We start from the raw sequence: 24,518 nt of genomic DNA, 5'->3' as shown, positions 1-24,518 counted from the left end.
AGAAGGCTGTGCGGTCATGTGTGTGACAGGCGTTCCTGTCTCTGAACCGCTTCCGGCATAGTGCAGGTGCATTCGCGGGAGCGGAACCCCCTGCGCGGAAAAACATCGGATGTCAACACGCCTTGCGACGCCCAAAGTTGCGCTTCTCGCCCTTCGTGGGGCGGATACATCGGGCCGGGAGATCAGTGTCGTACCGCGGCCGTCACAGGCCCTCGTTACCGCGCAGCTCCTCCACCGCGGTACGGGCGGCCGCGCCGATGACCGCGTCGGCACGCGGCAGTGTGCTGTCGGCGCGGGCCGCCTGGGTGAACACCACGGCGGTGTACGCGCTGCCGTCGGCGAGTTCGACCACTCCGGCTTCGTGGCGCATCGACCCGAACGTCCCGGTCTTGCCCGACACGGTCACGTCGTCGTAGGGGAATCCGGAAGCGAGCCGGTGCGTCCACGGCTGCTTTCCCATGACGTCGCGCATGAACGCACAGCTCTCGGCGGAGGCCGCCCGGCCGGTCCAGATGGCCCGCAGCAGCAGGGCCATGTCCGCAGGTGTGGCGGATGCCTTGGACAGGGGGTCGTAGACGACCGGCGGCACCGTTGTGTCGTTGTCCGAGATCCGCTCCATCGCGTCGCGCAGCGAACCGGCCCCGGTCTCCGTCACCAGCTGCGCGAACGTGGTGGCCACCCCGCCGTGCACGGTGGTGTCCTCCATGCCGAGGTCCCGGCACAGCTCGTCGACCGCCGCGGTCCCGACCCGGTGCAGCACCGCGTCGGCTGCGGTGTTGTCGGAGATGGTCATCATCAGGGCGACCAGGTCCCGCAGTGACATGGACACCGTGTCCCGCAGGACGGAGATGCCGGTCGGGCCGGGCATCCGGTCCGACGGTTCGAGTGTCACCCGCAGGCAGGGGTCGACCGCCCCCGCGTCCACCAGCCGGCAGAACGCGGCCATCAGCGGCATCTTGTAGACGGAGCCGACGGGGACCGCCTCGTCGGGATCGACCGCGACGTACGCAGCCGGACGCCGCAGCTCCGCCACGTGCAGCCAGCCGCGGACCCCCGCGTCGGCGAACAGGCCGCGGATCGTTCGCTGTACACCGCTCTCGCGCCGGGACGCGCTCATTTCGCCGCCTGCAAAGACAAGGCCTCGACCACCAACTGCGCTGTGTGCGCCGCCCATTCGCGGTCCGGGCGCCGCGCGTCCCACACGACCCGCAGGCGCAGGGGCAGGGGCGGATCGGTGGCCCTGACGCGCTCGACGCCGTCGGCGGCCAGTGTCTCGTCGGCCGTGACCAGCACCGCCTGCCCCGCCGCGACGAGCGCCAGCCCGGCGCGCTCGTCGGACACCACCAGGGTCTCCACCCGGCGCCCTCGGCTGGCCAGGGTGTCGACGAACAGGTCGTGCGCCGCGGGGGCTTCGTCCCGCGGGCGCACGGCGACGGGCAGGCGTCCGGCCGTTCCCCTGGTCCCGGCGTGCTGGTCCGCAGGCGAGAGGATCCAGCTGGGGAAGAGCACCACCCGGTCCGCCGCCAGACCGTGGAGTACGGCCGGGTGCCGGATCACCGCGAGGTCGAGCCGCCCCGCTGCGGTCTCGGACAGCAGCGTGACGGTCGGCGCTGTCGTCACGGCGATCCGGCTCCGCTCCCCGGCACGGACGGGCGCGGCCGCCACCGCGGCCGCGACTCTCGCCGGTACCTCGGGCGTCAGACCCAGCCTGAGCCGGCGGCCGTCCGCCTGCTCGCGGGCTCCCGCCTCCCGGAGTTCCGTGAGCGCCATCAGCGCCCGGCGGGCGTGCGGCAGCAGCAGTGATCCCTCATCGGTGAGCGTGACGCCCCGGTCGCGGTCGAACAGCCGGACGCCCAGCAGGGCCTCCAGCCGGCGCAGCCCCTGGGACAGTGGCGGCTGGGTGATTCCCACGCGCAGCGCGGCCGAGCCGAAGTGCTCCTCCTCCGCGAGCGCGACAAAGATCTCCAGATGCCGTTCGGTCAGCAACGTGCCCTCCGACGTGCGCAGATATCCATCTCGAATCACCCTGAGGTCGAGAGTGTATTCGACATGGATCCGGGCGGCCGACTTGACTGTGTGCCGTGTGGAGCCGGGCCGCCGCGTACCCCCTGTGCGGCGGCCCGTATCTCCCTGACGACGCGACAAGGAACGAGGCCACCGTGCACATCACCGAATCCGCTCCGTCCCGCCGGACCGTACTGGCACTCGGCGCCGGTACGGCCCTGGCCGCCCTGGCGCCCGCAGGCCGGGCCTACGCCGTATCGCCGGGTGACGACATCTCCGGTCGGCTGAAGGCGCTCGAAAGGGAGCACTCGGCCCGGCTGGGTGTGTTCGCCCGTGACATGGCCACGGGTGCGACAGTGCTGTACCGCGCCCGCGAACGCTTCCCAGTGTGCTCGGTGTCCAAGGCCCCGGCCGTCGGGGCCGTCCTGCGCGACCTCGACCACGACGGCGAGTTCCTGGCCAAGCGCATCCGGTACACCGAGGCACTCGTCAAGAAGTCGGGGAACGCCCCGGTCACCGGAAAGCCGGAGAACATCGCCAACGGCATGACCGTCGCCGAGCTGTGCGCCGCCGCTCTCGGTCAGAGCGACAACACCGCGGTGAACCTCCTGCTCGCCGAACTCGGCGGCCCGACGGCGGTCACCCGCTTCTGCCGTTCCATCGGGGACACCACGACCCGGCTCGACCGGTGGGAGCCCGAGCTGAACTCGGCGGAGCCGTGGCGGGTCACGGACACCACGAGCCCCGGCGCCATCGGGTCCACCATCGGCCGCCTCGTCGTCGGCTGTGTGCTGACGCCCGGTCACCGCGAGAAGCTGACCGGCTGGATGACGGCGAACACCACGGACGGCGAACGCTTCAGGGCCGGACTGCCCGCCGACTGGATCCTGGCGGACAAGACGGGGACCGGGGACTACGGCGTCACCAACGACGTGGGGGTCGTATGGCCGCCGAAGCGGCCGCCGCTGGTGCTGTCGGTGCTCTCCACCAAGCACGACCCGAAGGCGCCGGCGGACGACGCGCTGGTGGCCAGGGCCGCCGCGCTGGTGGCGGGGGTGCTGACGCCAACTGCGTGACAGGGGAGCGGTGTTGGCGGTCCTGGTGACCGCCTGAACGCCGTGGCTACTCGAACCGCGCGGTGTCGCCCGCCCCGCGGCGTACGATCTCGGGCTCACCGCCGGAGAAGTCGATGACCGTGGTCGGCGCGGTACCGCAGTCGCCCGAGTCGACCACGGCGTCCAGCACATGGTCGAGCCGTTCCTTGATCTCCCAGCCCTGCGTCATCGGCTCGTCCTCGTCGGGCAGCAGCAGGGTGCTGGAGAGCAGCGGCTCACCCAGCTCGGCGACCAGCGCCTGAGCGACGACATGATCGGGAATCCGGACACCGACCGTCTTCTTCTTCGGATGCAGCAGCTGACGCGGTACCTCCTTCGTCGCCGGGAGGATGAACGTGTAGCTGCCGGGGGTCGCTGCCTTGATCGCGCGGAACACGTCGTTGTCGACGTGTACGAACTGCCCCAGCTGGGCGAAGTCCTGGCACACGAGGGTGAAGTGGTGGCGATCGTCGAGGTTCCGGATCGAACGGATCCGGCTGATGCCGTCACGGTTGCCCAGCTGGCAGCCCAGCGCGTAACAGGAGTCCGTCGGGTACGCGACGAGCGCACCGGAGCGGAGACTTTCGGCCACCGTGCTGATGGTGCGCCGCTGCGGATTGTCCGGGTGCACGTCAAAATACTTCGCCATCCGTCGAGCCTACGCGGTCGGCAGTCCGGCAGGCTTCCCATCCCTGGTGGGTCACTCGTTGTGATGGTTGGGCTGTCTGTCATCCATCATCGTCGATGGACAATAGTGTGTGTCACACAGTACCGTGTCAGTCGTGACTGAATCTGAGTTGCTCGACTCGCACCGGCAGGAGTTGCGTCGCGGCTCCGTGGTGCTGGCGAGCCTGCTCGCACTACGAGAACCCGAGTACGGCTACCGGCTGCTGGATGTGCTGGAACGCGCGGGAGTGCCGGTGGCGGCCAACACGCTGTATCCGCTACTGCGTCGACTGGAGGGTCAGGGACTGCTGCTGAGCGAGTGGGACACGAGTCAGGCCCGGCCCCGGAAGATCTATCGGACCACCGGCGACGGCGTCCTCCTGGCGAAGGCCCTCCAGCACGAGTGGCAGGCGATCGGCACGGCCCTGGCACATCTCGACCCGGAAACCACGAAAGGAGAAAAGCCGTGACCGCCACCTTGACCGACCGCTATGTCATCAGTGTCGCGCGACGCGTGCCGGACAAGGAGCGGAGCGACATCGAGCGGGAGCTGCGCGCCGCGATCGGCGACGACATCGACGCCCGCGTCGATCGCGGGCAGGCCCCGGACGAGGCCGAGTTCGCGGCACTGAGCGACCTGGGCAACCCGGCGAGACTCGCCGCGCGTTACGTCCACCGGCCCGTCGCACTCATCGGCCCCGACCTGTACCCGGAGTACCGGCAGGCGTTGCGCGGGGTGGCTCTGGCGGTGCTGCCCGCGGTGTACGTGGTGCTCGCGATCGTTTTCCGCGCCCGCGGGGAGAACGTCTGGGTGACGCTGTTCCGGCCGCTCGGGGACACGGTCAACGTGGCGGTCTATCTCTTTGTCTGTGTGACCGTCCTGTTCGCGGCCGTCGACCGGGCCGTGGGAGCCAAGTCCGGGACTGCGGCGGACACCGGGTGGACGCCCGACCGGCTGGCGCCGGTCCAGGTGCGCCGGGAGACCGTCCGACGGGACCTGATCGGGCTCGTGGGCAAGGCCGCGCTCGTCATCGGGCTGCTTCTGGTGCAGAGATGGGTCTCCCCGGTGAGTGACGGTGCGGGTAAGGCCGTGCCTGTCATCAACCCGGCGCTGTGGGGCGGTTGGATCCCCTGGTTCATGACCCTCGTCGTGCTCGCCGTCGTACTGCGGGCGGTCGAGGTACGGCTGCGCCGCTGGAGCCCGGTGACCGCTGTCATCGGCACGGCGCTCACGCTCGCCGGAGCCGTACCGCTCGCCTGGCTGTTCTGGCAGGCGCGGGTGCTGAACCACGAACTCCCCGGTACCAACGGGGAGTTCACCACGCATGGCAGCTGGATCTCCTGGGTGGGTGTCCTCTTCGCCGCTCTGGTCGTGGTCGCCCGGCTCACCGACATCTGGCGCGGCCGCAGGCCCGCCGATGCTCACCGGCCGTAGCGCAGACCGTCCAGCAGCAGGTCCAGCATCCGCCCGGCCTGGTCGCGCTCTTCGGGTCGCCCGCAGGCGAGGAAGATGCCGACCAGGCCGGCGACCACGTCCTCGGCGCGTACGTCTTCCCGGAGTGTGCCGTCGGCGGCCCCGGCGTCGAGCAGTATGCGTACGGCAGCCGACAGGTCGTGGCGCGCCTGCGAGCTGGTGACGGCCCCCGAGGCGATCACCGCGCGCAGGGCGTCGGCCATCTCCCGCTTGGTCGCCACGTAGTCGGCGAACCGGTCCATCCAGTCGCGCAGTGCCCGGTCTGAACTCCGGGAGGCCAGCAGCTCACCAGTACTGCCGCACAGCCCGCTCAACTCGGCGCGGTAGACCGCCTCGACCAGCGCCTCACGGGTGGGGAAGTGCCGGTAGAGCGTGCCGATGCCGACTCCGGCCTCCCGGGCGATCGCCTCCAGTGACACCTTGCCCCCGGCGGACGAGAACGAGCGGCGCGCGACCTCCAGCAGATGTTGCCGATTGCGGTGTGCGTCCGCGCGCAGAGGCTTCGAGTCGGATTCAGTCATGGCTAACCGGAGGATCCTCCGTATTCCTGTTAGTCTGCTCCTGAGCCGGAGGGTCCTCCGGTTGGTCTCGGTCGAGAATAGGCCATCACAGCCAGGAGTGCGCACGTGACGACAGCAGACGGATCCCAGCAGGCACCCGGTGGCACCGCAATGCTGGGCGGGCGGCGCGTCGCCCGGATCGGGTTCGGCGCCATGCAACTCGCCCTGCGGCCCGGCGACCAGTCGGCCGCCGGACGGGACAAGGCGATGACGGTGCTGCGCGACGCCGTGACGAAGGGCGTCAACCACCTCGACACGGCGCAGTTCTACGGCGCCGGAGCCTGCAACGCTCTGATCCGCGATGCGCTGCATCCCTTTCCCGACGACCTGGTGATCGTGAGCAAAGTCGGTGCCCGGGACGACGGGACGGGACTGGTTGCTGCCCAGCGGCCCGAGGAACTGCGCGCCGAGGTGGAGGCCAACCTCACCGGCCTGGATGTCGAACAGCTGGCCGTGGTCAACCTGCGCCGCCTCGACGTGCCTCCCGGGCTGAGTGCCGAGGGTGACCAGATTGTCGATCTGGACAGCCAGCTCGCGGAGCTCACCGCCCTGCGGGACGAGGGCAAGATCGGCGCGATCGGGCTGAGCAGCGTCGGCCCCGGGCAACTGCGCCAGGCGTTGCCCGCCGGTATCGCCTGCGTACAGAACGCGTACAGCGTCCTCGACCGGTCGAGCGAACCGCTGCTGGACCTGTGCCGGGAGCACGGGATCGCGTGGGTGCCGTTCTTCCCGCTCGGCTCCGCCTTTCCCGGTGTCCCCAAGGTGACCGAGCACCCCGCCGTGGTGCAGGCGGCGGCTTCTCTCGGGGCGACGCCCGCCCAGGTCGGCCTGGCCTGGCAGTTGGCCCACTACGCGCAGACCCTCCTCATCCCGGGGACCTCCGATCCGGCCCACCTGGACGACAACATCGCGGCCGGAAGCGTGCGTCTGCCGTCCGAAACGGTCGTCGCCCTCGATCGCCTCGCGGACTCCCTGGACTGACACGCACACACGGGCCGCGCGGGATTCCTGTCCAAGTGGTCCCGAAACGGGGCACGGTGACTATCCGTCGGCTCGGCTCAGCTGTTGAAGCCGGCGTGGACGTGGTCGTGGTGCGTGGCGTCCGAGAAGAACTGGTTCGCCGTGGCGCCGCCCCCGAGCTGGACGGGGCCGCCGACGTTGTACGAACCGGCCGCCGCGGCGTCGCGCATGAAGGACTCGATCAGCGAGCGCGGGGTCGACGCGGCGACCACGGGCCGGCCGTTGATCCGCCATACGTCGAAGGCACGGCCGAGCGGGTGGTCGCTGGGCCGGTTGGTGCCGAAGACATCCAGCGGATGCCCGGAGCGTACGACGCTCACATCGATGCGGTAACTGCCCGCCAGCCGGAGCAGTGCTGTGAGCGCGGTGGGGTGGACGGCGCCGCTGCGGATGTCGGCCGCGGAGGCCGGCGGCAGGCTGATGCGGTGGTCGGCGAGGATCTTGCGGGCCGTGTCGGACAGTGCGGACGAGGCCGGTCCCGGGGCGGCCGGGTGGAGTGCCGTGACCGACCAGCGCGGTTGCGCCCGGCTGAGCCGTACGTCCACCGTCGTACCGCCGGCGGTCACCGGCCCGCCGCCTGAGCGGGTCCACTGCCTGCACACGACCAGGACGCTGGCGGAGTTGGTCAGGATGCCGCCGTACTGCGCGTCGATGACCTGCAGGACGGCTTCGTCCGCACCGGACAGCAACGGCCCGGCCTGATCCGCGAGCGCGCCGTGCAGCCCGAGCGCGGTCACCTTGGCCCGGGCCTTCGCCACGCCACCGCCCCCCGGCCGCCAGTTGCCCAGTGCCTCGATGAGCTGCACGGCGCGCAGCTTCACCTGGGGGTCCACGTCCGCCGCGTTCGGCCGCCAGGGCGTCGTGTGCGGCAGTGCGGCAGCCGACGGTGTGGCGCTTCCCGGGGCGGATCCCGAGGCGGTCGGGGCCGAGAGCTGCGGGCTGCGGCTGGCCGGGCCCGAGCATCCGGAGGCGGTGAGTGCGAGCGCCGCCGCGCTCAGCAGGACCGAGCGGCGACCGGCGTCCGCCGGACCGTGTGCGGTGTCGGGGGTCCGGGGCATCTCTGGCTCCTGTCTCCGTACGGTGTTGACCGTTCTGCTCGATCCGGCCCGGCCAGTGTGTCCCCGCGCCCGGCGGTCGGCTCGTCGACGACGAGCGGTTCCTCCCCCGGCGCGGTGCCGGGGGAGGGGAGGGAGAGGCGTCAGCGACGGTGCTCGAAGCGCACCGGTGCGGTGTCCTTGCTGGGGCGGTACGCGGCCGTTCCGGCGAACGTCGCCAGGTACCCGTGGCAGCGCAGGTCGGCGGCGAGACCGCCGGCCCCACGAGTCCGGTCCCGGACCGTGGCGTCACATCGCGCCACGCCCTTGCGGTCGGTGACCGCCGAGCAGAGCTTCCGGGTCCTGGCGGTGTTGGTGAACGCGACGGTCCGGCCGGTCACCGGTACGCCGTCCGCCCTGGTCAGAGTGGCCGAGAGCCCCTTGACCCGGAGGACCGGCGGTCGCGGGTGCTGGACTGCGGTGGCGGGCTCGGCCCTGAGCCGGGTGGCGATGCGCCGGGCAGCCGGGAGGATGGTGACGGCTTCGGACCGGGCGGACGCGCGGCTGGTGGCCCCGGCCGCGTTGGTCGCGGTGACCGTGAACCGGTAGGTGTCACCAGGGGTGAGGCCGGTGACCGTGATGCGAGTGTCCCGGCCCGGCGCGGTACGCACGCCGTGGGAGGAACGGGTGAGGTCGATGGCCGTCACGGTGTAGCGGCTCACCGAGGGCGAGACGCTCCCGGCGAACGACACCGTGGCCCGCCCGAAGCCGGGGACAGCCCTGACGTTGGTGGGCGGCGCCGGGGACGGCGGTACCGCTACGCCGGCCGGGGTGCTCAGGCCGGTGAAGGGGACGGTGGTCTGCCGCCGGCCGTCGGCGGGCACCTCGATCACACGGTCGTTGCCGAAATCGGCTACGAACAGATTCCTGGCACCGTCGAGCGCCAGCCCCTGCGGGCCGCGCAGACCGGTGGTGGGGACGGTCACCTGCCGGCGGCCCCGGGCCGGCAGTTTCACCACCCGGTCGTTGCCCGAGTCGGCGATGTAGAGAGCCCCGCGGGTGTCGAAGGCCAGGCCGGTCGGCTGGGAGAGTCCGACAGCGGGGACGGTGGTCTGCCCGCTCCCGTCGGCCGGCACCTCGACCACCCGGTCGTTGCTGAAGTCGGCTACGTAGAGGTTGTCGGCGGCGTCGAGGGCCAGCCCGCTCGGGTGGAGCAGCCCGGTGGTGGGAACGGTCCGCTGGGGTCCGCCGTCCGCCGGTACCTCGACCACCCGGTCGTTGAAGCTGTCGGCGATGAAGAGGTCGCCCGCCCGGTCGAGTGCCAGCCCGATCGGACGGTTCAGGTCGGTGGTCGGGACATCGGTCTGCGGTCCGCCGCCCGCGGGCACCCGCACCACCCTGTTGTCGCCCGTGTCGGCGATGTAGAGATTGCCCGCGGCGTCGAGAGTCATCCCGGTCGGGCGGGTCAGCCCGGTGGCCGGGACCTCCGTCTGCGAACCGCCGTCCGCGGCGAGCCGCAGCACCTTGCCGGCGGTGTAGTCGGAGACGTACAGCGGCGCACTCCCGGGCGCGGGGGCCGCGGTCACGGCAGCCTCCGCCGAATGCGCTGAGCCGAGTCCGGCCGTGCACAGCAGCAGGATTCCGGCCGTCGCGGTCATCGGCCGCCACCGCGGCCGATGTCTGTTGCGGGTGGAGTGTTCTCCTGCGTGCGGGTCACCGGGCACGCTCCGGGCGGAGTGCCTGCGCGCGGTGAAGGGGTCGTGCGGGGCAGATGAGGGGTCGGGGGAAGAAGGCAGCGAAGAGCGGTTCATGACACACCCATCCGTTCTGGACGGTCGGCTCGGTGCCGTACCGGTCGGCAGGGACTGCGACCCCGCTCGCGCCGCAGACACGGAAGGGCGAGGACGCATCACCTGTGTGACGTTTCGTCAATTGACAGCGGCCGGGGGGTGGTCGGGCCAGTCCGTGTGCCGGCCGCGGTCCGTAGGCGGCGACCCTAGGAACCTGCGCTCCGCTCCCTCGTGCGCCACGCCACCGGCCATCCGCAATGCACCCCAACGGCAGGCGGCGGAGTCCGCCGGGCGGGGGCACCGCCCCTCACGTTTCCCGCCACCCCGGTGGGAGCCCCGCACCGGTGAGGTGTGAGACCCACCCCCGTATGTCACGGCGCTGCCGTCGCCAACCGCGTACCGCCGACGGCCCCGCACCCGTCGCGCGTCGTCCATGCCCCGCCGGCCGTGTGGTCACCCGTTCGGCCGGGCTGCTGCCGGTGTCCTCACCGGGCTCTGCGCACCCCTCTGAACTGCGACGATCGACCTGGTGCTGATGTGGTCCCCACGGGAGGCCGTTGCGCCTGATGGGTGGTCAGCGAGATTCGCGGCGGTGGCTGCGCTGTGATCGGTTCTGTGGGTACGGACCCGATCGTCTGTGGCGCACCGGTGCCGCATCCGTACTCGTGGAAGGTTGGATCATGCGTCGTATACACGCGCTTCTGGGTACGGCCGCTCTCGCCGCGGCCGTCGCACTGACCGCGCCCTCGGCCCACGCCGCGGTGGTGCACGCTCCGCAGACCGGCGCAGCCTGTTCGAAGGCCACATCGGACGCCCAGAAGGCCGAGGCGGAGTACCAGGCCGCGCTCAAGGACTACAAGGACCAGCTCGCCGACGGCGGCCACCCGGGCAAGGCCGAGCAGGACAACGTCGACAAGCTCCAGTCGAACGCGAACGCGCTGGCCTCGGAGGCCGCCCGTGTCTGCCCCGACGCCAAGATGCCGTCGGGCACCATGCGCACCGGCAGCGGCAGCACCAGCCAGGGCGTCAACAGCACGGACATCGTGCTGGGCGCCGGCCTGCTCGCCGCCGTCGCGGCAGGCTCGCTGCTCCTGCGCCGCCGCGGCGACAGCCACCGCTGACCAGGGTCCGTCCGCCGGACACAGCTACACCGCCTCCTGTGCCCCGGCGCAGCCTGGGGCACAGCCTTGGGCCACACTCCTGGGGCACAGGAGGCGCCGCGCGCTCCGGCCCGTACGTCATCAGGCAGGTAAAACGTGGACCGATACGTCCCGGCCGGCGTCCGCCCCCCACCCACGGAGACCACCGGCACGGTGCGCCGCGGCGGCGTAGCGATGCTGGTCACCCTGGCCGTCTGTCTGGCGGTCGCGCTGATCAGCAACGGCCTGCGGACACCGGGACCACCGCCCCAGCCCGGGGCCGCCCAGGGGTTCGCCGCCGCAGGCCGCCCACCCGGCGGGGACGGTTCCGTTTCGCCGGCGGTCGCGCCGCTGCCGCCCTCCGTACCCGAGCGCGTGCGCATTCCCGCGCTGCGGGTGGACGCACCGCTGATGCCGCTGGGCCTGGAGGCGAACGGCAGCCTCGCGGCCCCGTCGGACAACGCCCGCAATCTCGCCGGCTGGTACAAGGGCGGGACCAGCCCCGGAGCCACGGGCACAGCCGTCATCGCCGGCCACGTCGACAACCGGCATGGCCCGGCTGTCTTCTACGGTCTGGGATCGCTCAAGAAAGGAAACACCGTTCACGTCGTACGGACCGACGGGGTGACCGCCGTATTCACCATCGACGCGATCGAGGCCTACCCGGCGAAGGCCTTCCCCAACAAGCAGGTCTACGGCGCGGCTTCGCGGCCGGAACTGCGCCTCATCACGTGCGGCGGCGGATTCGACAAGAAGCACCAGCACTACCTCGGCAACGTCGTCGTCTACGCCCATCTCACCGGCACCGGCACCGGCACCGGCACCGGCTGACGCTAGGTGCTCCGTGCCGGTGTACCGAGTCCGGCGAGCCCGGCCAGACGCCGCGCCTGTGTGCGGGTGCCGCGGGCGACGGCGTCCTCGTCGACGGTGACGAGATGGCCGTCCTCCACGACCGGCTCGCCGTTGACCAGCAGCAGAGTCAGCGGGGCCGGGGCGCCGAGCACGAGGGCGGCGACCGGGTCGGCGATGGAGGAGTGCAGCAGACCGTCGAGTTTCCACGGCGCGAGGTCCGCCAGCTTGCCGGTTTCGAGCGAGCCGATCTCGTCCTCCCGGCCCAGTACCCGCGCACCTCCCATGGTGCCCATCCGGAGTGCCTGGCGGGTGGTGAGCGCCTTCTCCCGGTGGTCGCCCAGACGGTTGATCAGCAGGGTGTTGCGCAGCTCGGAGCCGAGCTGGCCGCATTCGTTGGACGCGGAGCCGTCCACGCCCAGCCCCACCGGGACTCCGGCCGTGAGCATGTCGGGGACGCGGGCGAGGCCGGCGGCGACCCGCGCGTTGGACGACGGGCAGTGCGCGACGCCGGTACCGGTGTCGGCGAAGCGGGCGATGTCGGAGTCGGACATATGGATGCAGTGGGCCATCCACACGTCCGGGCCGAGCCACCCGGTGGACGCCAGCAGCTCGGTCGGCGTCATGCCGTACCGCAACATGCAGTACTCCTCCTCCTCGCGGGTCTCGCTGCCGTGGGTGTGCAGCCGAACACCCTTGGAACGGGCCAGCGTTGCAGCTGAACGCAGCAGCTCGGACGAGACCGAGAAGGGCGAGCAGGGCGCGACACCGACGCGGAGCATCGAAGCGGGGGACGGGTCGTGCCAGCGGTCGATCGCCGCCTCGGTGGCGAGCAGCGCCTCCTCCGTACTCTCCACCGCGAAGTCCGGCGGCAGCCCGCCGTCCGACGCGCCCCGGTCCATGGAGCCGCGGGTGGGCGAGAAACGTACGCCCATGTCCGCTGCGGCGCGGATCTCGGCACCGAGCAGATCACCGGCGCCGCGAGGGAAGACGTAGTGGTGGTCCGCGGCGGTGGTGACCCCGGACAGCGCCAGGGCCGCCAGTGAGCCCTGCGCCGCGGCGTGCACCATCGGCTCGTCGATCCGGGACCAGACGGGATAGAGGCTGACCAGCCAGTCGAAGAGGTTGCAGTCCTGGGCGAGACCGCGGGTTATCCACTGGTAGAAGTGGTGGTGTGTGTTGACCAGCCCGGGGGTCACCAGATGCCCGTCGCCGTCGATGCGCCGGACGACGTCCGTCAGGTCCGCGGGCGCGGGTCCCGGGCCCACCGACTCGATACGGTGACCGGCGACCACGATGTGGCCGGAGGCGTACTCGGTGTCGCTCGCGTCCATGGTGGTGAGGGCGCAGTTCTCGATGACAAGTCGGTTGGCCGGCACGGTCGTTCCTCTCTTCGGTGCTTCGGTGCTTCGGTGCTTCGGTGCTCCGGTGTTCTTGGGTGGGCATCAGGGGGCGGTACGGCGGCGCGGTACGTGGTTGAACAGCAGATTCAGGCCGAAAGCGCAGACCGCAGTGCAGGTGATGGCGCTGCCGAAGACGATGCGCGCACCGGCGGGCAGCCGGTCGTAGATGTGCGGTGCGGTCACCGGCACCATCCCGGCGACCAGGGAGACGGCGACGATCAGCAGGTTCGATGTGCCCTCGAAGTCGACGTGGCGCAGGATGCGGATCCCGACGCCGGCCACCATGGCGAACATCACCAGCGCCGCAGCGCCCACCACCGGATCGGGCAGCATGGCCACGAGGGAGCCCAGTCGCGGGACACAGCCCAGCACGATCAGCAGGGCTCCGGCGACGGCGGTGACCCAGCGGCTGCGGACCCGGGTCACCTCGACCAGCCCCAGGTTCTCCCCGAAGACAGTGTCCGGAAAGGAGTTCATGACGGCGCCGAGCACCCCGGAGAGCCCGTCGGCGGCCAGCCCGCGGGCGAGGTCACCGGTGGTCAGGGAGCGGTCGGTCATCTCCGCCACCGCGAGCATGCTCGCCGTCGACTCGGTGAAGATCACCAGCATGACCACACACATCGAGACCACCGCGGCCACCGGGAAGTGCGGAGCGCCGAAGTGGAACGGCTCCGGCAGCCCGGCCCAGGAGGCTCCGGCAGCTTCCGAGAAGTGGGCCTGCCCGAGCAGGACGGCGGCGACGGTGCCCGCCACCAAGCCCACCAGTACGGCGACTTGGCCGAGAAAGCCACGGGAGAGCCGCATCACCACGACGATCAGGGCGAGCACCCCGCCGGCCAGCAGCAGCCGTACGGGCGCCGCGTAGCCGGGGGCCGACGGGTCGTCGCCGGCCACCATCTGGGTGCCCACGCCCAGCAGCGAAAGCCCGATGACGGTGATCACGGTGCCGCCGACCAGCGGTGGGAAGTAGCGCACGAGACGGGCGAAGGGTGCCGCGACGAGCACGCCGAACACACCTCCGGCCAGCATCGCGCCGTAGACCGCTGCCATGCCGTACTGCTGCGCGATGAGGATCATCGGAGATACGGCGCTGAAGCCCGCACCGGCCACGATCGGCAGCCGCACGCCGAGGACCCGGCCCACCCCCACGCTTTGCAGCAGCGTCACGACCCCGGCCACCAGCAGATCGGCGTCGATGAGGAGGGTCACCGTGGCGTGCGACAGATGGGTCGCCGCGCCGAACAGCAGTGGTACGGCGATGGACCCCGTGTACATCACCAGCACATGCTGGGCACCCAGCAACAGGAGTGCACCCCACGCCGGGCGTTGGTCGACGGGGTGGGGCTGTGGCGGGCAGGGCTCTTCCACGGGACGGGACCTCTCCATGCGCAGCCCGGCGGGCGGCCTTCGCCGGGCGCCCGTCCGCGGGTGGGTCAGCGATCGCCGGCGAGGCCGCCGGGTCCGGAGGCGGAATCGGCGGTGGACGCGGTAGCGGATCCGGTGGCGGATTCGGTGGCGGCGAGCAGCCGTGCGCTCTCCCGCCCGGCGTCGTCGTGCGGGCGCAGTGCCCGTGAGCCCGCCAGTTTGGCCGTGATGTGGTCGCCGATGGTGACCGGAGGATAGAGCGGTTCGGCGCCCGCGGGAACACAGCCGGGCAGCGGGCTGATCACGGCGTCGTGGTTGCCGTCGTGGAAGTAGGCGGCGGACCTGCGGCGCACCAGCCGCCCCTCGGCATCGGTCGGCGGCAGCACCCGGTGCAGCGTGGAGCGCCACTGGTCATTGGTCCAACGGGCCAGTGCGTCACCGAGGTTGACCAGCAGCGCCCCTTCGGCGGGCAGTACGTCGTGCCACTGCCCGGCGTCGCCGAGGATCTGGAGCCCGGGCACCTGGTCGGCCCAGAGCACGGTGACGATGCCGTAGTCGGTGTGCGCGCCCATGCCCATCCGGCCCCGGTCGACACGCGTCTCCCCGGCGGGCAGCGCGTAGTTGTTCATACGCAGCACGTCGACGGAGTGGTCGGTGTACGGGCGGAAGAAGTTCTCGTCGAGCCCCAGCGCATGAGCGAATACCCCGGTCAGCAGCCGCGCCAGATCTCCCGCGTGCCGGAACCAGGTGTCCACGGCCGCCCGGAAGCCGGGGACACGATGCGGATCGGGCCAGCGGTTCGCGGCGAAATGCGTGGCCGGCAGGGCTCCGCCGGTGTGCCCGGCGCCGTCCACGCCGACGTTGAAGGCCTCGAAGAGGTCCTCCGGCGAGGTCACTCCCAGACTGAGGCTGAGCTTCTCCGCTCTGGGCGGCGTGTAGCCCCGGTTGATCTCGGGCGGTGCCACCAGCGTGCGCTTCTCCTCCTGGGAGAGGGCGAAAAAGGCATCCATGGCGTCGGCCAGACCCCGCCCGGCCGCGGTCGGAATGCCGTGGCCGGTGATCTGCATGAAGCCGACCGTTCGGGCTGCCGCGTCGACGGCCGAGGCGAGTGCGGCGCGCTCCGTCGCGCCACCTTCGGCCCAGCGCGAGACATCGATGGCGGGAACGTCGAAGTCGTCATGGGGCGCGGGGCCTTCGGCCATCGCGGCGCCTCCGTCCGTGCGGGTGGGGGGACAGCGGATTTCTCCACTGACTGACGGTGCGTCACACGGTGGCGGAAGCGCTGCGAGCATGTAAATGCCCGGCCCCGGATTCTGGCCGACCGCCCAAAGGGGCCCCGCCCCGTTCCCGTAGACCTTGGTCGAACCTCCAACAGCGGGAAGGTGGTTGACGCGGCCGCAGCCCCGCGGCTGTGGGTCGTCAGCTGTTCGACGTGCCGTAGCGGAGCCCGTCGACCAGCAGGGCGATCATGCGCTGCGTATGGCCGTCGTTGTCGTCCCCGACGGGCACCGTCAGGTTGCCGATGGCGCGCAGCAGGTCCCAGGGGTTGGCGTCGGAGCGGACTTCGCCGGCTTTCGCCGCGCTGTCCAGGAGCTCTCCGAGCGCGGGCTCGAAGCGTCGCTGGAAGTAGGACGGCAGGCTGTCGTACGCCGGGTCTCCCGAGTGCAGGGCGGCGCTCAGTCCGCGCTTGGTGGCGATGAAGCCCGCGAAGCGCTGCAGCCACCTGGTCAGGGCCTCGACCGGTTCATGCTCGGCGGCAAGGGCGGGGGCGGCGGCCGCGCAGGCGTCGACCTCCTTGCGGAAGACGGCGGCGATGAGGTCCGACCGCTGCGGGAAGTGCCGGTAGAGGGTGCCTGCGCCGACTCCCGCCCTGGCGGTGATCTGCCGGACGGGGGCGTCCACGCCGGAGGCGGAGAACACCTCCGCGGCCGCGGCGAGCAGGGCGTCGATGCTGCGCTGTGCGTCGGCGCGCACCGGCTGGCGGGGCCGCTCTTCCGTCGCCTCTTCCGCTGCCTCTCCCGTCGTCGGGCCGTCATTCATGAGTGCTCCTTCTGCCAGCCGGATTGCCAACCGGAACGATGTTCCGTATTGTTTTCGGCGGAACGCTGTTCCGCTTATGCCAGCGTATCGCGCTGCGGCGGACGTCCCAACCCCGGAGGAGAACCATGAAGTACCGCACACTGGGACGGACCGGAATCAAGGTCAGCCCTTACTGCCTGGGCGCGATGATGTTCGGAGCCCTGGGCAACCCCGACCACGACGACTCCGTCCGCATCATCCACAAGGCGCTGGACGCGGGCATCAACTTCGTCGACACCGCCGATGCCTACGCACGAGGCGAGTCCGAGGAGATCGTCGGCAAGGCCCTCAAGGGGCGCCGTGACGACGTCGTACTGGCCACCAAGGCTCACCTGCCGATGGGGGACGACCCCAACCAGCGGGGCAACTCACGGCGCTGGCTGGTGCGCGCACTCGATGACTCGCTGCGCCGGCTGCAGACCGATCACGTCGACCTGTTCCAGATCCACCGGCCCGCGCCGGACACCGACGTGGAGGAGACCCTCTCGGCCCTCACCGACCTGGTACGCGCGGGGAAGGTCCGCGCCATCGGAGCCTCCTCCTTCCCCGCTTCGGACATCGTCGAGGCGCAGTGGGTCGCCGAGCGGCGCGGCCTGGAGCGGTTCCGCACCGAACAGCCGCCGTACTCGATCCTCAACCGGGGCATCGAGCGCGAGGTGCTGCCGGTCTGCGAGCGGTACGGGATGGGCGCCCTGGTCTGGAGCCCGCTCGCGGGCGGCATGCTCACCGGCCGCTACCGCAAGGGCCACCGGGCCGACACCCATCGGGCCGGCTTCGGTTTCAAGCACCTGGTCGACGAGCGGCGGCTCGATGTGGTCGAGCAGCTCATCCCGCTCGCGGAGGAGGCCGGAATGCCGCTGACCCATCTGGCGACGGCGTTTGCGATCTCCCACCCCGGCGTCACCTCCGCGATCATCGGCCCGCGCACTATGAACCACCTGGACGACCTGCTCGCCGGCGCCGGGACCACCCTGACCGACGACATCCTCGACCGGATCGACGCCATCGTGCCGCCGGGCACGGACATCGGGACGCTGGACGCGATCTACAACCCTCCCGCCATCGAGCGGCCCGTCCTGCGCCGCCGCCCGGCCGGCGAGCGCTCCGCCGTCTGACCTGTGGGGGTCCCGGGAGAAGCCGCGCGCCCGTACGCCGGGGCCGGACCGGACAGCAGGGTGTCCGGCCCGGCCCCGTGACCGGTCAGGCGCCCCCGGTGGCCAGTTCGGAACGGACCGCGCGGGCGGCGGTGACGAGGTTCTCCAGCGACGTCCGGGTCTCGGGCCAGCCGCGGGTCTTGAGCCCGCAGTCCGGGTTCACCCATAGCCGCTCGGCCGGGATGGCCTCAAGGCCCTTGCGGAGGAGGGCTGCTGCTTCCTCGACGCTCGGCACGCGCGGGGAGTGGATGTCGTACACGCCGGGTCCCGCCTCGCGCGGGTAGCCGTGTTCGGCGAGTTCGCGGGCGACCTGCATGTGGGAGCGGGCGGCCTCCAGGCTGATGACGTCGGCGTCGAGGTCGTCGATGGCCTGGACGATGTCGCCGAACTCCGCGTAGCACATATGGGTGTGGATCTGGGTGTCCGGGCGGACGCCGCTGGTGGTGAGCCGGAAGGACTCGGTGGCCCAGTCCAGGTACGCGGGCCGGTCGGCGGCCCGCAGCGGCAGTGTCTCGCGCAGTGCGGGCTCGTCGACCTGGATGACCGAAGTCCCTGCGGTTTCGAGGTCGTTGACCTCGTCGCGGAGGGCCAGGGCGACCTGGCGTGCGGTGTCGCCGAGCGGCTGGTCGTCCCGGACGAAGGACCAGGCGAGCATGGTGACCGGACCGGTGAGCATGCCCTTGACGGGGCGGCCGGTCAGGGACTGGGCGTACGTCGTCCAGCGGACCGTCATCGGTTCGGGGCGGGAGATGTCGCCGGCGAGGATCGGCGGACGGACATAGCGGGTCCCGTACGACTGCACCCAGCCCTGCTGCGTGGCCAGATAGCCGGTCAGCCGTTCGGCGAAGTACTGGACCATGTCGTTGCGCTCCGGCTCGCCGTGCACCAGGACGTCAAGGCCCGTCTTCTCCTGGAAGGCGATCACGTGCTGGATCTCGGCTTTGACGCGTTCCTCGTAGCCGGCGGCATCGATGCGCCGGTTCCGCAGGTCCGCGCGGGCCGTGCGCAGTTCCGTGGTCTGCGGGAAGGAGCCGATGGTGGTGGTCGGCAGGAGCGGCAGCCCGAGAGCGGCGCGCTGGGCGACGGCCCGCTCGGAGTACGGCTGGGGGCGGTGCGCGTCGGCCTCCGTGACCGCGGCGGCCCTGGCCCGTACGGCAGGATCGCGGGTGATCGCCGAGTCGGCCCGGGAGGCCAGGGCGGCCCGGTTGACGGCCAGTTCGGCGGTGATCGCGCCGGTTCCCTGACTGATTCCCCTGGCGAGGGTCGCGATCTCCGCGGTCTTCTGCCGGGCGAAGGCGAGCCAGCGCAGGATCTGCGGGTCGATGTCCCGTTCGGCGGACGCGTCGAGCGGCACATGCAGGAGCGAGCAGGAGGCGGAGACGTCCACCCGGTCGGCCAGCCCCAGCAGGGTTCCCAGCGTGGTGAGCGACTTCTCCAGGTCGTTGACCCAGATGTTGCGCCCGTCGACCACGCCGGCGACCAGGCGCTTGCCGGGCAGTCCGCCGACGGCGGCGAGTGCGCCGATGTTGGCCGCGGCTGCGCCGGTGAAGTCCAGCGCGAGGCCCTCCACCGGGGCCTTGGCCAGGACGGGCAGTGCATCGCCGAGGCGGTCGAAGTAGGACGCGACCAGCAGCTTGGGACGGTCGGTGAGCGAGCCGAGTTCACGGTAGGCGCGTGCGGCGGCGTTCAGGTCTGCGGGGGTGCGGTCCTGGACAAGAGCCGGCTCGTCCAGCTGGACCCACTCCGCGCCCGCCGACCGCAGATCGGCGAGTACCTCGGCGTAGACGGGCAGCAGCCGGTCCAGCAGGGTCAGCGGTTCGAAGTCCGCTGCGACGCCCGGGGCCGGCTTGGCCAGCAGCAGATAGGTGACCGGGCCGACGAGTACGGGACGGGCGGCGAGCCCGAGGGCGATCGCCTCCCTGAGCTGCCCGGTCTGCTGGGTGGAGTCCGCGGCGAACTCCGTGTCAGGGCCCAGTTCGGGTACCAGGTAGTGGTAGTTGGTGTCGAACCACTTGGTCATCTCCAGCGGCGCCAGCTCCTGGGTCCCGCGTGCCATCGCGAAGTAACCGTCGAGCGGGTCGGTTTCGACGGCCTTTCGGTGCCGCTCCGGGACCGCGCCGACCATCACGCTGGTGTCCAGGACATGGTCGTAGTACGAGAAGTCACCGGTGGGGACCTCATGGATGCCGGATTCCGCCAGACGCTGCCAGTTCGACCGGCGCAGACCTGCGGCGGTCTCGCGGAGGTCGTCGGCGCTGGTGCGGCCCTGCCAGTAGCCCTCGATGGCCTTCTTCAGTTCCCGGTTCGGGCCCTGTCGGGGGTAGCCGTACACGGTGGCCCGTGCTGCCGCGGCTGCGGGCTTCGATGTCACGGAAATCTCCTTCGCGAGATGACTCCTTGAGATCCCGGAGACGGGACGCGAGCGCGAAGGGGTGACGAACCGGGCGGTCCGCGCGCGCCACGAGGCACGGCCGTCCGCCGGTATGTACGCCGACCCGCCCACGAGGTCACCGGGATATCCGCACGCGATCGGTCGCGCACGGGCAACAGGCAGGTCTTCGGACTTGCGGGCACGGTCACCCTCGGAAGGGCATCCACCTACTGGCCGTCGCTTCCCAGACCCGGCCGGGCCCAGTGCGTATGACGGCGGTCGTTCCCACTCACCGCTGCGGGGCAGTCCCGGAATTCCACCGGGTTCCCTCTTACGACGCATCCCGCCTGGCGGACGGGGCGAACCAGTTGCACCAGACAGTCTAGAGCCTCTTGTTCCGATCGGGCCGGATCGCCGGTTTCCACCGGCCGCTCGGTCCACGACCCCTCATCGGCCCCGGCTTCCGGATGGCCTAAATGCCACTATCACGTGATCAGTCGTGCCCATACTGAGCAGATGGTGTCCGCTGCGCGCCGGGCCCCCGGACTCCTTCCGGCACAGGTCACCGGCGACACGGTCGTGCACCGCCGCACGGCCCGCGCCCCGAGATGGACGGAGCTCTCACGATGAAGCGTCTCACCAGGACCGCGACCGCGGTGGCAGCCGGTCTGCTGCTGCTCGGAACACTCGGCACCGCGACGGCCACGGCCGCGACGGCCACGGCCGCGACGGCCACGGCCGCGACGGGGACGTCCGGGACGGCCACGGCGCCCGGCGGCGTCCTGGGCCCGGACGGTTACAAGGGCATCCAGCTCGGACAGTCCGAACGCGATGCGGAGAAGACCGGCCTGCTGGTCAACAAGCAGACCACTCCCGGCTGCGACTTCTACCGCCTCGCCGCCAGTGAGGGGAAGCCGAACCTGGGCGGCGGCGTCTTCATCGAGCCCCGCAAGGGGGTGGTGGTGATCACCGGGACGAACCTGATCCGTACGCCCGAAGGGATCACCATGGGCACCGGCCTGGCCCGGGTCAAGGCCGCCTATCCGCGGCTGACGAAGGTCGGCGACTTCATCTTCGAGACTCCCGTCCCCGGCGGCACACCCGGTGAGCGCTACCGCTTCGCCGTGGACGAGCAGAACCTGGTGGCCGACTTCGCCCTGGAGGCCACGGACCGGGGCACCTGCGACAGTTGACGGGCCGCCGTGATGCCGGGCGCCCGGTACGACATGGACGTCCGGCAGGACTTCACCGACACGGACCGCGGCGGCCCGTGTCGGTGAGGATTCAGCCCTTGCGGGTGGTGATCTCTTCGGTGAGTTGCGGGACGACCTGGAAGAGGTCGCCGACGATGCCGTAGTCGACGAGGTCGAAGATCGGGGCTTCGGCGTCCTTGTTGACGGCGACGATGGTCTTCGAGGTCTGCATACCGGCCCGGTGCTGGATCGCGCCGGAGATCCCGTTGGCGATGTAGAGCTGCGGGGATACCGACTTGCCGGTCTGGCCGACCTGGTTGGAGTGCGGGTACCAGCCCGCGTCCACCGCCGCGCGCGAAGCACCGACAGCGGCACCGAGCGAGTCGGCGAGCGCCTCGATGATGTGGAAGTTCTCCGCACCGTTGACCCCACGCCCGCCCGAGACCACGATCGCGGCCTCGGTCAGCTCCGGACGCCCGGTCGACTCCCGCGCAGTACGCGAGACGACCTTCGTACCGGTGGCCTTCTCACCGAAGGACACGCTCAGCGCCTCCACGGTGCCCGCGGCCGGGGCCGCCTCGACCGGCGCCGAGTTCGGCTTGACCGTGATCACCGGAGTGCCCTTGGAGACACGGGACTTGGTCGTGAACGACGCGGCGAACGCCGACTGCGTGGCGACCGGGCCACCGTCACCGGCCTCCAGATCAGTGGCATCAGTGATGATCCCGGAGCCGATACGCACCGCGAGACGCGCAGCGATCTCCTTGCCCTCGGCCGAGGACGGAACCAGCACCGCGACCGGCGACACCGCCTCACACGCGGCCTGCAGGGCGTCCACCTTCGGCACGACCAGATAGTCGGCGAACTCGGGAGCCTCAGCGGTCAGGACCTTCACCGCACCGTGCTCAGCAAGCACGGTAGCCGTGTCGGGGGCGCCGGCGCCCAGCGCGACAGCGACCGGATCACCGATCCGGCGGGCCAGCGTCAGAAGCTCCAGAGTGGGCTTGCGGACAACACCGTCGAGGTGATCGACATAGACGAGAACTTCAGCCATGGAATTGCTCTCCTGCGCATACGAAGAATCAGGGGCGGATGAGTCAGAGGGCGGATGAGGGGGACGGGAGGGCCTCAGATGAACTTCTGGCCCGCGAGGTACTCAGCCAGCTGCTTGCCGCCCTCGCCCTCGTCCTTGACGATCGTGCCCGCGGTACGCGCCGGACGCTGCGCCGCCGAATCGACCCGGGTCCACGCACCCTCCAGACCGACCACACCGGCCTCCAGGTCCAGATCCTCCAGATCCAGCGACTGAACCGGCTTCTTCTTCGCCGCCATGATCCCCTTGAACGACGGATAGCGGGCCTCACCCGACTGGTCCGTCACCGACACCACAGCCGGCAGCGACGCCTCCAGCTGCTCACTGGCCGTGTCACCGTCACGGCGGCCCCTGACCGTGGTGCCATCGACCGACACCTCCGACAGCAGCGTCACCTGCGGGACCCCGAGCCGCTCGGCGAGCAGCGCCGGAAGCACACCCATCGTGCCGTCCGTCGACGCCATCCCACAGACCACCAGGTCATACCCGGTCTTCTCGATCGCCTTCGCGAGCACCAGCGACGTACCCATCACATCCGTGCCATGCAGATCGTCGTCCTCGACATGAACAGCCTTGTCCGCACCCATCGACAACGCCTTGCGCAACGCGTCCTTCGCATCCTCAGGACCCACCGTCAGAACAGTGATCTCCGCGTCGTCGGCCTCGCCCGCGATCTGGAGCGCCTGCTCCACCGCGTACTCGTCGAGCTCCGACAGCAGCCCGTCGACATCCTCACGGTCCAGCGTCAGGTCATCGGCGAAATGCCGGTCACCAGTGGCATCGGGCACGTACTTCACACAGACAACGATCCTCAAGCTCACGCCGGCTCTCCTAGCTGGGGGCACCATCTGAAGAGAACATATGGCACTCAGTACCCTCTGTAAAGGTACGCAGTGCTCTCCGGGCCGCCTGGTGTTAGGTTCCCGGCATGACCGAGGTGCGCAGATCAGCCAAGAAGGCATCCATGCGGGAGGTGCTGGCCGAGGCGGCGTTCCAGCTCTTTCTGGAGCGGGGTTTCGAAGAGACGACCGTGGACGACATCGTGGCTCGGGCGGGAGTCGGACGGCGCTCGTTCTTCCGGTACTTCCCCTCCAAGGAGGACGCGGTCTTTCCCGATCACGAGCGCTGTCTCGCCGACATGACCGCACTTCTGGAGGCGGCCGACGGCGACCCGGTGCAGGTGGTGTGCGACGGGGCCAAGCTCGTGCTGCGGCTGTATGCGAAGAACCCGGAATTCTCCCTCCAGCGCTACCGCCTGACCCGTGAGGTCCCAGGCCTGCGCACCTATGAGCTGTCAGTGGTACGCCGCTACGAGCGGACGATGGCGGGATACCTCCGGGCCCGTTACGAGGGTGCCCCGGACAGTGCGCTGCGGGCCGAGGTGATTGCCGCCGCGGTGGTCGCCGCGCACAACAACGGCCTGCGTTCATGGCTGCGTTCGGGCGGAGAGGGAGACCCCGAGGCGGCGGTGGACCATGCGCTCGGGCTCGTACGCCGGGCCTGGGCCGAGGTGGGAGAGGAGGCCGGCGACCGGTCCGCGGGCGAGGACATCGTCGTCGTGGTCGCCTCGAAGGACGCGCCCATGTGGCGTGTGGTGCAGAGGATCGAGTCGGCTCTCGGCGAGGACTGACCATATTTGGCACTCAGTACCTTTACTGCTCGGCACTCAGTGCCATATGGTGCGGATGCGCCGGCGCGCGATGCGGGCGCATCCGTCGAGTGCGGAGGGCCGAGCTGTGTCCCAGTCAGAGATGAGTGCCCCGTCGGGGGCGCAACAGGAAGCCGGGTTGTCGTATCAGCGCTGCCGCTGGTGCGGCACCGCTTCGTTCCGGAGGCTTCTGTGTCCGGTGTGCGCATCCAGCGATATGGATGCGGAGCGCAGTGACGGCCACGGGGTAGTGGTGCGGTCCACCGTCGTGCACCGGTACACCGAGGTGGCGCGCAACGAGTCCGTCGTCCGGTTCCCGGAGGGCTTCGTGTTCCGGTGCCGCGTCGTGGGCGCCGCACCGCACCTCGTGTGGGTGGGTGCCCACGTGCGTCCCGTCGCCGGTGCCGATGGCGGCGGGGGTCCGAAGGCCGGCGAGGTCGTCCTCGAACTCTGTGACACGGGCGCCCGCACCCGCAACCAGTAGGTGCGGCCTGCCTTCCTGTCCGGGAGGCGTGCCTGATGCTGCGAAGTCAATCGCGCCGCACCGGTCGGGGCAGCGGCCCCGGTGCCGGCCGCCCGGAT

The 24,518-nt window shown here is 70.7% G+C and carries 23 protein-coding genes and 1 riboswitch; of the genes, 10 read left to right on the top strand and 13 right to left on the bottom strand.

Annotated elements, in window-relative coordinates; genetic code table 11:
• Nucleotides 1-202 precede the first annotated feature (202 nt).
• Together OG385_RS34635 and OG385_RS34630 are read right to left on the bottom strand one after the other, a co-directional pair.
• The gene (locus tag OG385_RS34635; RefSeq protein WP_266861869.1) at nt 203-1,117 is read right to left on the bottom strand and encodes a serine hydrolase; all 915 of its coding nucleotides are present in this window, start codon (nt 1,115-1,117) and stop codon (nt 203-205) included.
• A complete protein-coding gene (locus OG385_RS34630; protein WP_266861867.1) occupies nt 1,114-2,025 on the bottom strand; it encodes a LysR family transcriptional regulator in 912 nt (303 codons plus the stop codon). Before OG385_RS34630 ends, OG385_RS34635 begins: the two co-directional genes overlap by 4 nt.
• 134 nt (nt 2,026-2,159) lie before the next feature.
• Here OG385_RS34630 and bla point away from each other — a divergent pair, with 134 nt between their 5' ends.
• Nucleotides 2,160-3,080: a class A beta-lactamase gene (gene bla, locus OG385_RS34625; protein ID WP_266861866.1), complete on the top strand. Its 921-nt coding sequence runs from the start codon at nt 2,160-2,162 to the stop codon at nt 3,078-3,080.
• A gap of 46 nt (nt 3,081-3,126) precedes the next feature.
• Here bla and OG385_RS34620 read toward each other — a convergent pair whose 3' ends face one another.
• On the bottom strand, nt 3,127-3,747 hold the full coding sequence (locus tag OG385_RS34620) for an L-threonylcarbamoyladenylate synthase (RefSeq protein ID WP_266861865.1): 621 nt from the start codon (nt 3,745-3,747) through the stop codon (nt 3,127-3,129).
• Nucleotides 3,748-3,880: 133 nt separating this feature from the next.
• Between OG385_RS34620 and OG385_RS34615 the strand changes: the two genes are divergently transcribed.
• Nucleotides 3,881-4,234 carry a PadR family transcriptional regulator gene (locus tag OG385_RS34615; protein WP_266861864.1) on the top strand — a complete coding sequence of 118 codons (354 nt, stop codon included), beginning with the start codon at nt 3,881-3,883 and terminating at the stop codon, nt 4,232-4,234.
• On the top strand, nt 4,231-5,199 hold the full coding sequence (locus OG385_RS34610; protein WP_266861863.1) for a permease prefix domain 1-containing protein: 969 nt from the start codon (nt 4,231-4,233) through the stop codon (nt 5,197-5,199). Before OG385_RS34615 ends, OG385_RS34610 begins: the two co-directional genes overlap by 4 nt.
• Here the strand turns inward: OG385_RS34610 and OG385_RS34605 are convergent.
• Nucleotides 5,187-5,759, bottom strand: a complete 573-nt coding sequence (locus OG385_RS34605) for a TetR/AcrR family transcriptional regulator (protein ID WP_266861861.1) — start codon at nt 5,757-5,759, stop codon at nt 5,187-5,189. The genes OG385_RS34610 and OG385_RS34605 overlap by 13 nt on opposite strands.
• Before the next feature lie 150 nt (nt 5,760-5,909).
• Here OG385_RS34605 and OG385_RS34600 point away from each other — a divergent pair, with 150 nt between their 5' ends.
• Nucleotides 5,910-6,779 carry an aldo/keto reductase gene (locus OG385_RS34600; protein WP_266862178.1) on the top strand — a complete coding sequence of 290 codons (870 nt, stop codon included), beginning with the start codon at nt 5,910-5,912 and terminating at the stop codon, nt 6,777-6,779.
• A gap of 77 nt (nt 6,780-6,856) precedes the next feature.
• Here the strand turns inward: OG385_RS34600 and OG385_RS34595 are convergent, their stop codons facing one another.
• A complete protein-coding gene (locus OG385_RS34595; protein WP_266861859.1) occupies nt 6,857-7,876 on the bottom strand; it encodes a hypothetical protein in 1,020 nt (339 codons plus the stop codon).
• Nucleotides 7,877-8,016: 140 nt separating this feature from the next.
• Entirely contained in the window at nt 8,017-9,510 is a 1,494-nt protein-coding gene (locus OG385_RS37420; protein ID WP_323183958.1) for a fibronectin type III domain-containing protein, read from the bottom strand.
• 812 nt (nt 9,511-10,322) lie between these two features.
• Between OG385_RS37420 and OG385_RS34580 the strand changes: the two genes are divergently transcribed.
• The gene (locus OG385_RS34580; RefSeq protein WP_266861858.1) at nt 10,323-10,763 is read left to right on the top strand and encodes a hypothetical protein; all 441 of its coding nucleotides are present in this window, start codon (nt 10,323-10,325) and stop codon (nt 10,761-10,763) included.
• Between the two features lie 135 nt (nt 10,764-10,898).
• A complete protein-coding gene (locus OG385_RS34575; RefSeq protein WP_266861856.1) occupies nt 10,899-11,612 on the top strand; it encodes a class F sortase in 714 nt (237 codons plus the stop codon).
• 2 nt (nt 11,613-11,614) lie between these two features.
• On the opposite strand, the gene OG385_RS34570 is transcribed toward OG385_RS34575, so the two are convergent.
• The 4 genes from OG385_RS34570 to OG385_RS34555 all read right to left on the bottom strand — a co-directional run bounded on the left by OG385_RS34570 (nt 11,615) and on the right by OG385_RS34555 (nt 16,438).
• Nucleotides 11,615-13,009 (bottom strand): 8-oxoguanine deaminase, encoded by a 1,395-nt coding sequence (locus tag OG385_RS34570; RefSeq protein WP_266861854.1) that lies wholly within the window; start codon nt 13,007-13,009, stop codon nt 11,615-11,617.
• A 66-nt stretch (nt 13,010-13,075) separates the two neighbouring features.
• Complete coding sequence (locus tag OG385_RS34565; RefSeq protein WP_266861853.1) at nt 13,076-14,419, bottom strand: nucleobase:cation symporter-2 family protein; 1,344 nt, start codon at nt 14,417-14,419, stop codon at nt 13,076-13,078.
• A gap of 47 nt (nt 14,420-14,466) precedes the next feature.
• Nucleotides 14,467-15,600 (bottom strand): isopenicillin N synthase family oxygenase, encoded by a 1,134-nt coding sequence (locus OG385_RS34560; RefSeq protein ID WP_266861852.1) that lies wholly within the window; start codon nt 15,598-15,600, stop codon nt 14,467-14,469.
• A gap of 217 nt (nt 15,601-15,817) precedes the next feature.
• On the bottom strand, nt 15,818-16,438 hold the full coding sequence (locus OG385_RS34555; RefSeq protein ID WP_266861850.1) for a TetR/AcrR family transcriptional regulator: 621 nt from the start codon (nt 16,436-16,438) through the stop codon (nt 15,818-15,820).
• Nucleotides 16,439-16,563: 125 nt separating this feature from the next.
• On the opposite strand from OG385_RS34555, the gene OG385_RS34550 reads away from it, so the two are divergent.
• Nucleotides 16,564-17,592, top strand: coding sequence for an aldo/keto reductase (locus OG385_RS34550; protein WP_266861848.1), 1,029 nt, complete (start codon nt 16,564-16,566; stop codon nt 17,590-17,592).
• An 85-nt stretch (nt 17,593-17,677) separates the two neighbouring features.
• Here OG385_RS34550 and metE read toward each other — a convergent pair whose 3' ends face one another.
• Nucleotides 17,678-20,002, bottom strand: a complete 2,325-nt coding sequence (gene metE / locus OG385_RS34545; RefSeq protein ID WP_266861846.1) for a 5-methyltetrahydropteroyltriglutamate--homocysteine S-methyltransferase — start codon at nt 20,000-20,002, stop codon at nt 17,678-17,680.
• A 160-nt stretch (nt 20,003-20,162) separates the two neighbouring features.
• A riboswitch (cobalamin riboswitch) is annotated at nt 20,163-20,386 on the bottom strand.
• Nucleotides 20,387-20,628: 242 nt separating this feature from the next.
• On the opposite strand from metE, the gene OG385_RS34540 reads away from it, so the two are divergent.
• Nucleotides 20,629-21,195, top strand: coding sequence for a hypothetical protein (locus tag OG385_RS34540; protein ID WP_266861844.1), 567 nt, complete (start codon nt 20,629-20,631; stop codon nt 21,193-21,195).
• A gap of 91 nt (nt 21,196-21,286) precedes the next feature.
• On the opposite strand, the gene OG385_RS34535 is transcribed toward OG385_RS34540, so the two are convergent.
• Together OG385_RS34535 and OG385_RS34530 are read right to left on the bottom strand one after the other, a co-directional pair.
• Nucleotides 21,287-22,249: an electron transfer flavoprotein subunit alpha/FixB family protein gene (locus OG385_RS34535; protein WP_266861842.1), complete on the bottom strand. Its 963-nt coding sequence runs from the start codon at nt 22,247-22,249 to the stop codon at nt 21,287-21,289.
• Between the two features lie 74 nt (nt 22,250-22,323).
• Nucleotides 22,324-23,109: an electron transfer flavoprotein subunit beta/FixA family protein gene (locus tag OG385_RS34530; protein ID WP_266859725.1), complete on the bottom strand. Its 786-nt coding sequence runs from the start codon at nt 23,107-23,109 to the stop codon at nt 22,324-22,326.
• 107 nt (nt 23,110-23,216) lie between these two features.
• Between OG385_RS34530 and OG385_RS34525 the strand changes: the two genes are divergently transcribed.
• Nucleotides 23,217-23,918: a TetR family transcriptional regulator gene (locus OG385_RS34525; RefSeq protein WP_266861841.1), complete on the top strand. Its 702-nt coding sequence runs from the start codon at nt 23,217-23,219 to the stop codon at nt 23,916-23,918.
• 121 nt (nt 23,919-24,039) lie between these two features.
• On the top strand, nt 24,040-24,420 hold the full coding sequence (locus tag OG385_RS34520; protein ID WP_266862176.1) for a Zn-ribbon domain-containing OB-fold protein: 381 nt from the start codon (nt 24,040-24,042) through the stop codon (nt 24,418-24,420).
• Nucleotides 24,421-24,518 lie beyond the last annotated feature (98 nt).

The organism is Streptomyces sp. NBC_01306, assembly GCF_026340465.1.
Taxonomy (GTDB): Bacteria; Actinomycetota; Actinomycetes; order Streptomycetales; family Streptomycetaceae; genus Streptomyces.
This window is presented reverse-complemented; position numbering and strand designations above follow the sequence as displayed.

Bases quoted from the DNA above. Each gene is read 5' to 3' on its own strand.
- OG385_RS34620 (WP_266861865.1), bottom strand. From the start codon at position 3,747: ATGGCGAAGTATTTTGACGTGCACCCGGACAATCCGCAGCGGCGCACC.
- OG385_RS34540 (WP_266861844.1), top strand. From the start codon at position 20,629: ATGAAGCGTCTCACCAGGACCGCGACCGCGGTGGCAGCCGGTCTGCTG.
- OG385_RS34560 (WP_266861852.1), bottom strand. From the start codon at position 15,600: ATGGCCGAAGGCCCCGCGCCCCATGACGACTTCGACGTTCCCGCCATC.
- OG385_RS34580 (WP_266861858.1), top strand. From the start codon at position 10,323: ATGCGTCGTATACACGCGCTTCTGGGTACGGCCGCTCTCGCCGCGGCC.
- OG385_RS34550 (WP_266861848.1), top strand. From the start codon at position 16,564: ATGAAGTACCGCACACTGGGACGGACCGGAATCAAGGTCAGCCCTTAC.
- OG385_RS34565 (WP_266861853.1), bottom strand. From the start codon at position 14,419: ATGGAGAGGTCCCGTCCCGTGGAAGAGCCCTGCCCGCCACAGCCCCAC.
- OG385_RS34520 (WP_266862176.1), top strand. From the start codon at position 24,040: ATGAGTGCCCCGTCGGGGGCGCAACAGGAAGCCGGGTTGTCGTATCAG.
- OG385_RS34600 (WP_266862178.1), top strand. From the start codon at position 5,910: ATGCTGGGCGGGCGGCGCGTCGCCCGGATCGGGTTCGGCGCCATGCAA.
- OG385_RS34525 (WP_266861841.1), top strand. From the start codon at position 23,217: ATGACCGAGGTGCGCAGATCAGCCAAGAAGGCATCCATGCGGGAGGTG.
- OG385_RS34605 (WP_266861861.1), bottom strand. From the start codon at position 5,759: ATGACTGAATCCGACTCGAAGCCTCTGCGCGCGGACGCACACCGCAAT.
- OG385_RS37420 (WP_323183958.1), bottom strand. From the start codon at position 9,510: ATGACCGCGACGGCCGGAATCCTGCTGCTGTGCACGGCCGGACTCGGC.
- OG385_RS34595 (WP_266861859.1), bottom strand. From the start codon at position 7,876: ATGCCCCGGACCCCCGACACCGCACACGGTCCGGCGGACGCCGGTCGC.
- OG385_RS34555 (WP_266861850.1), bottom strand. From the start codon at position 16,438: ATGAATGACGGCCCGACGACGGGAGAGGCAGCGGAAGAGGCGACGGAA.
- OG385_RS34535 (WP_266861842.1), bottom strand. From the start codon at position 22,249: ATGGCTGAAGTTCTCGTCTATGTCGATCACCTCGACGGTGTTGTCCGC.
- OG385_RS34635 (WP_266861869.1), bottom strand. From the start codon at position 1,117: ATGAGCGCGTCCCGGCGCGAGAGCGGTGTACAGCGAACGATCCGCGGC.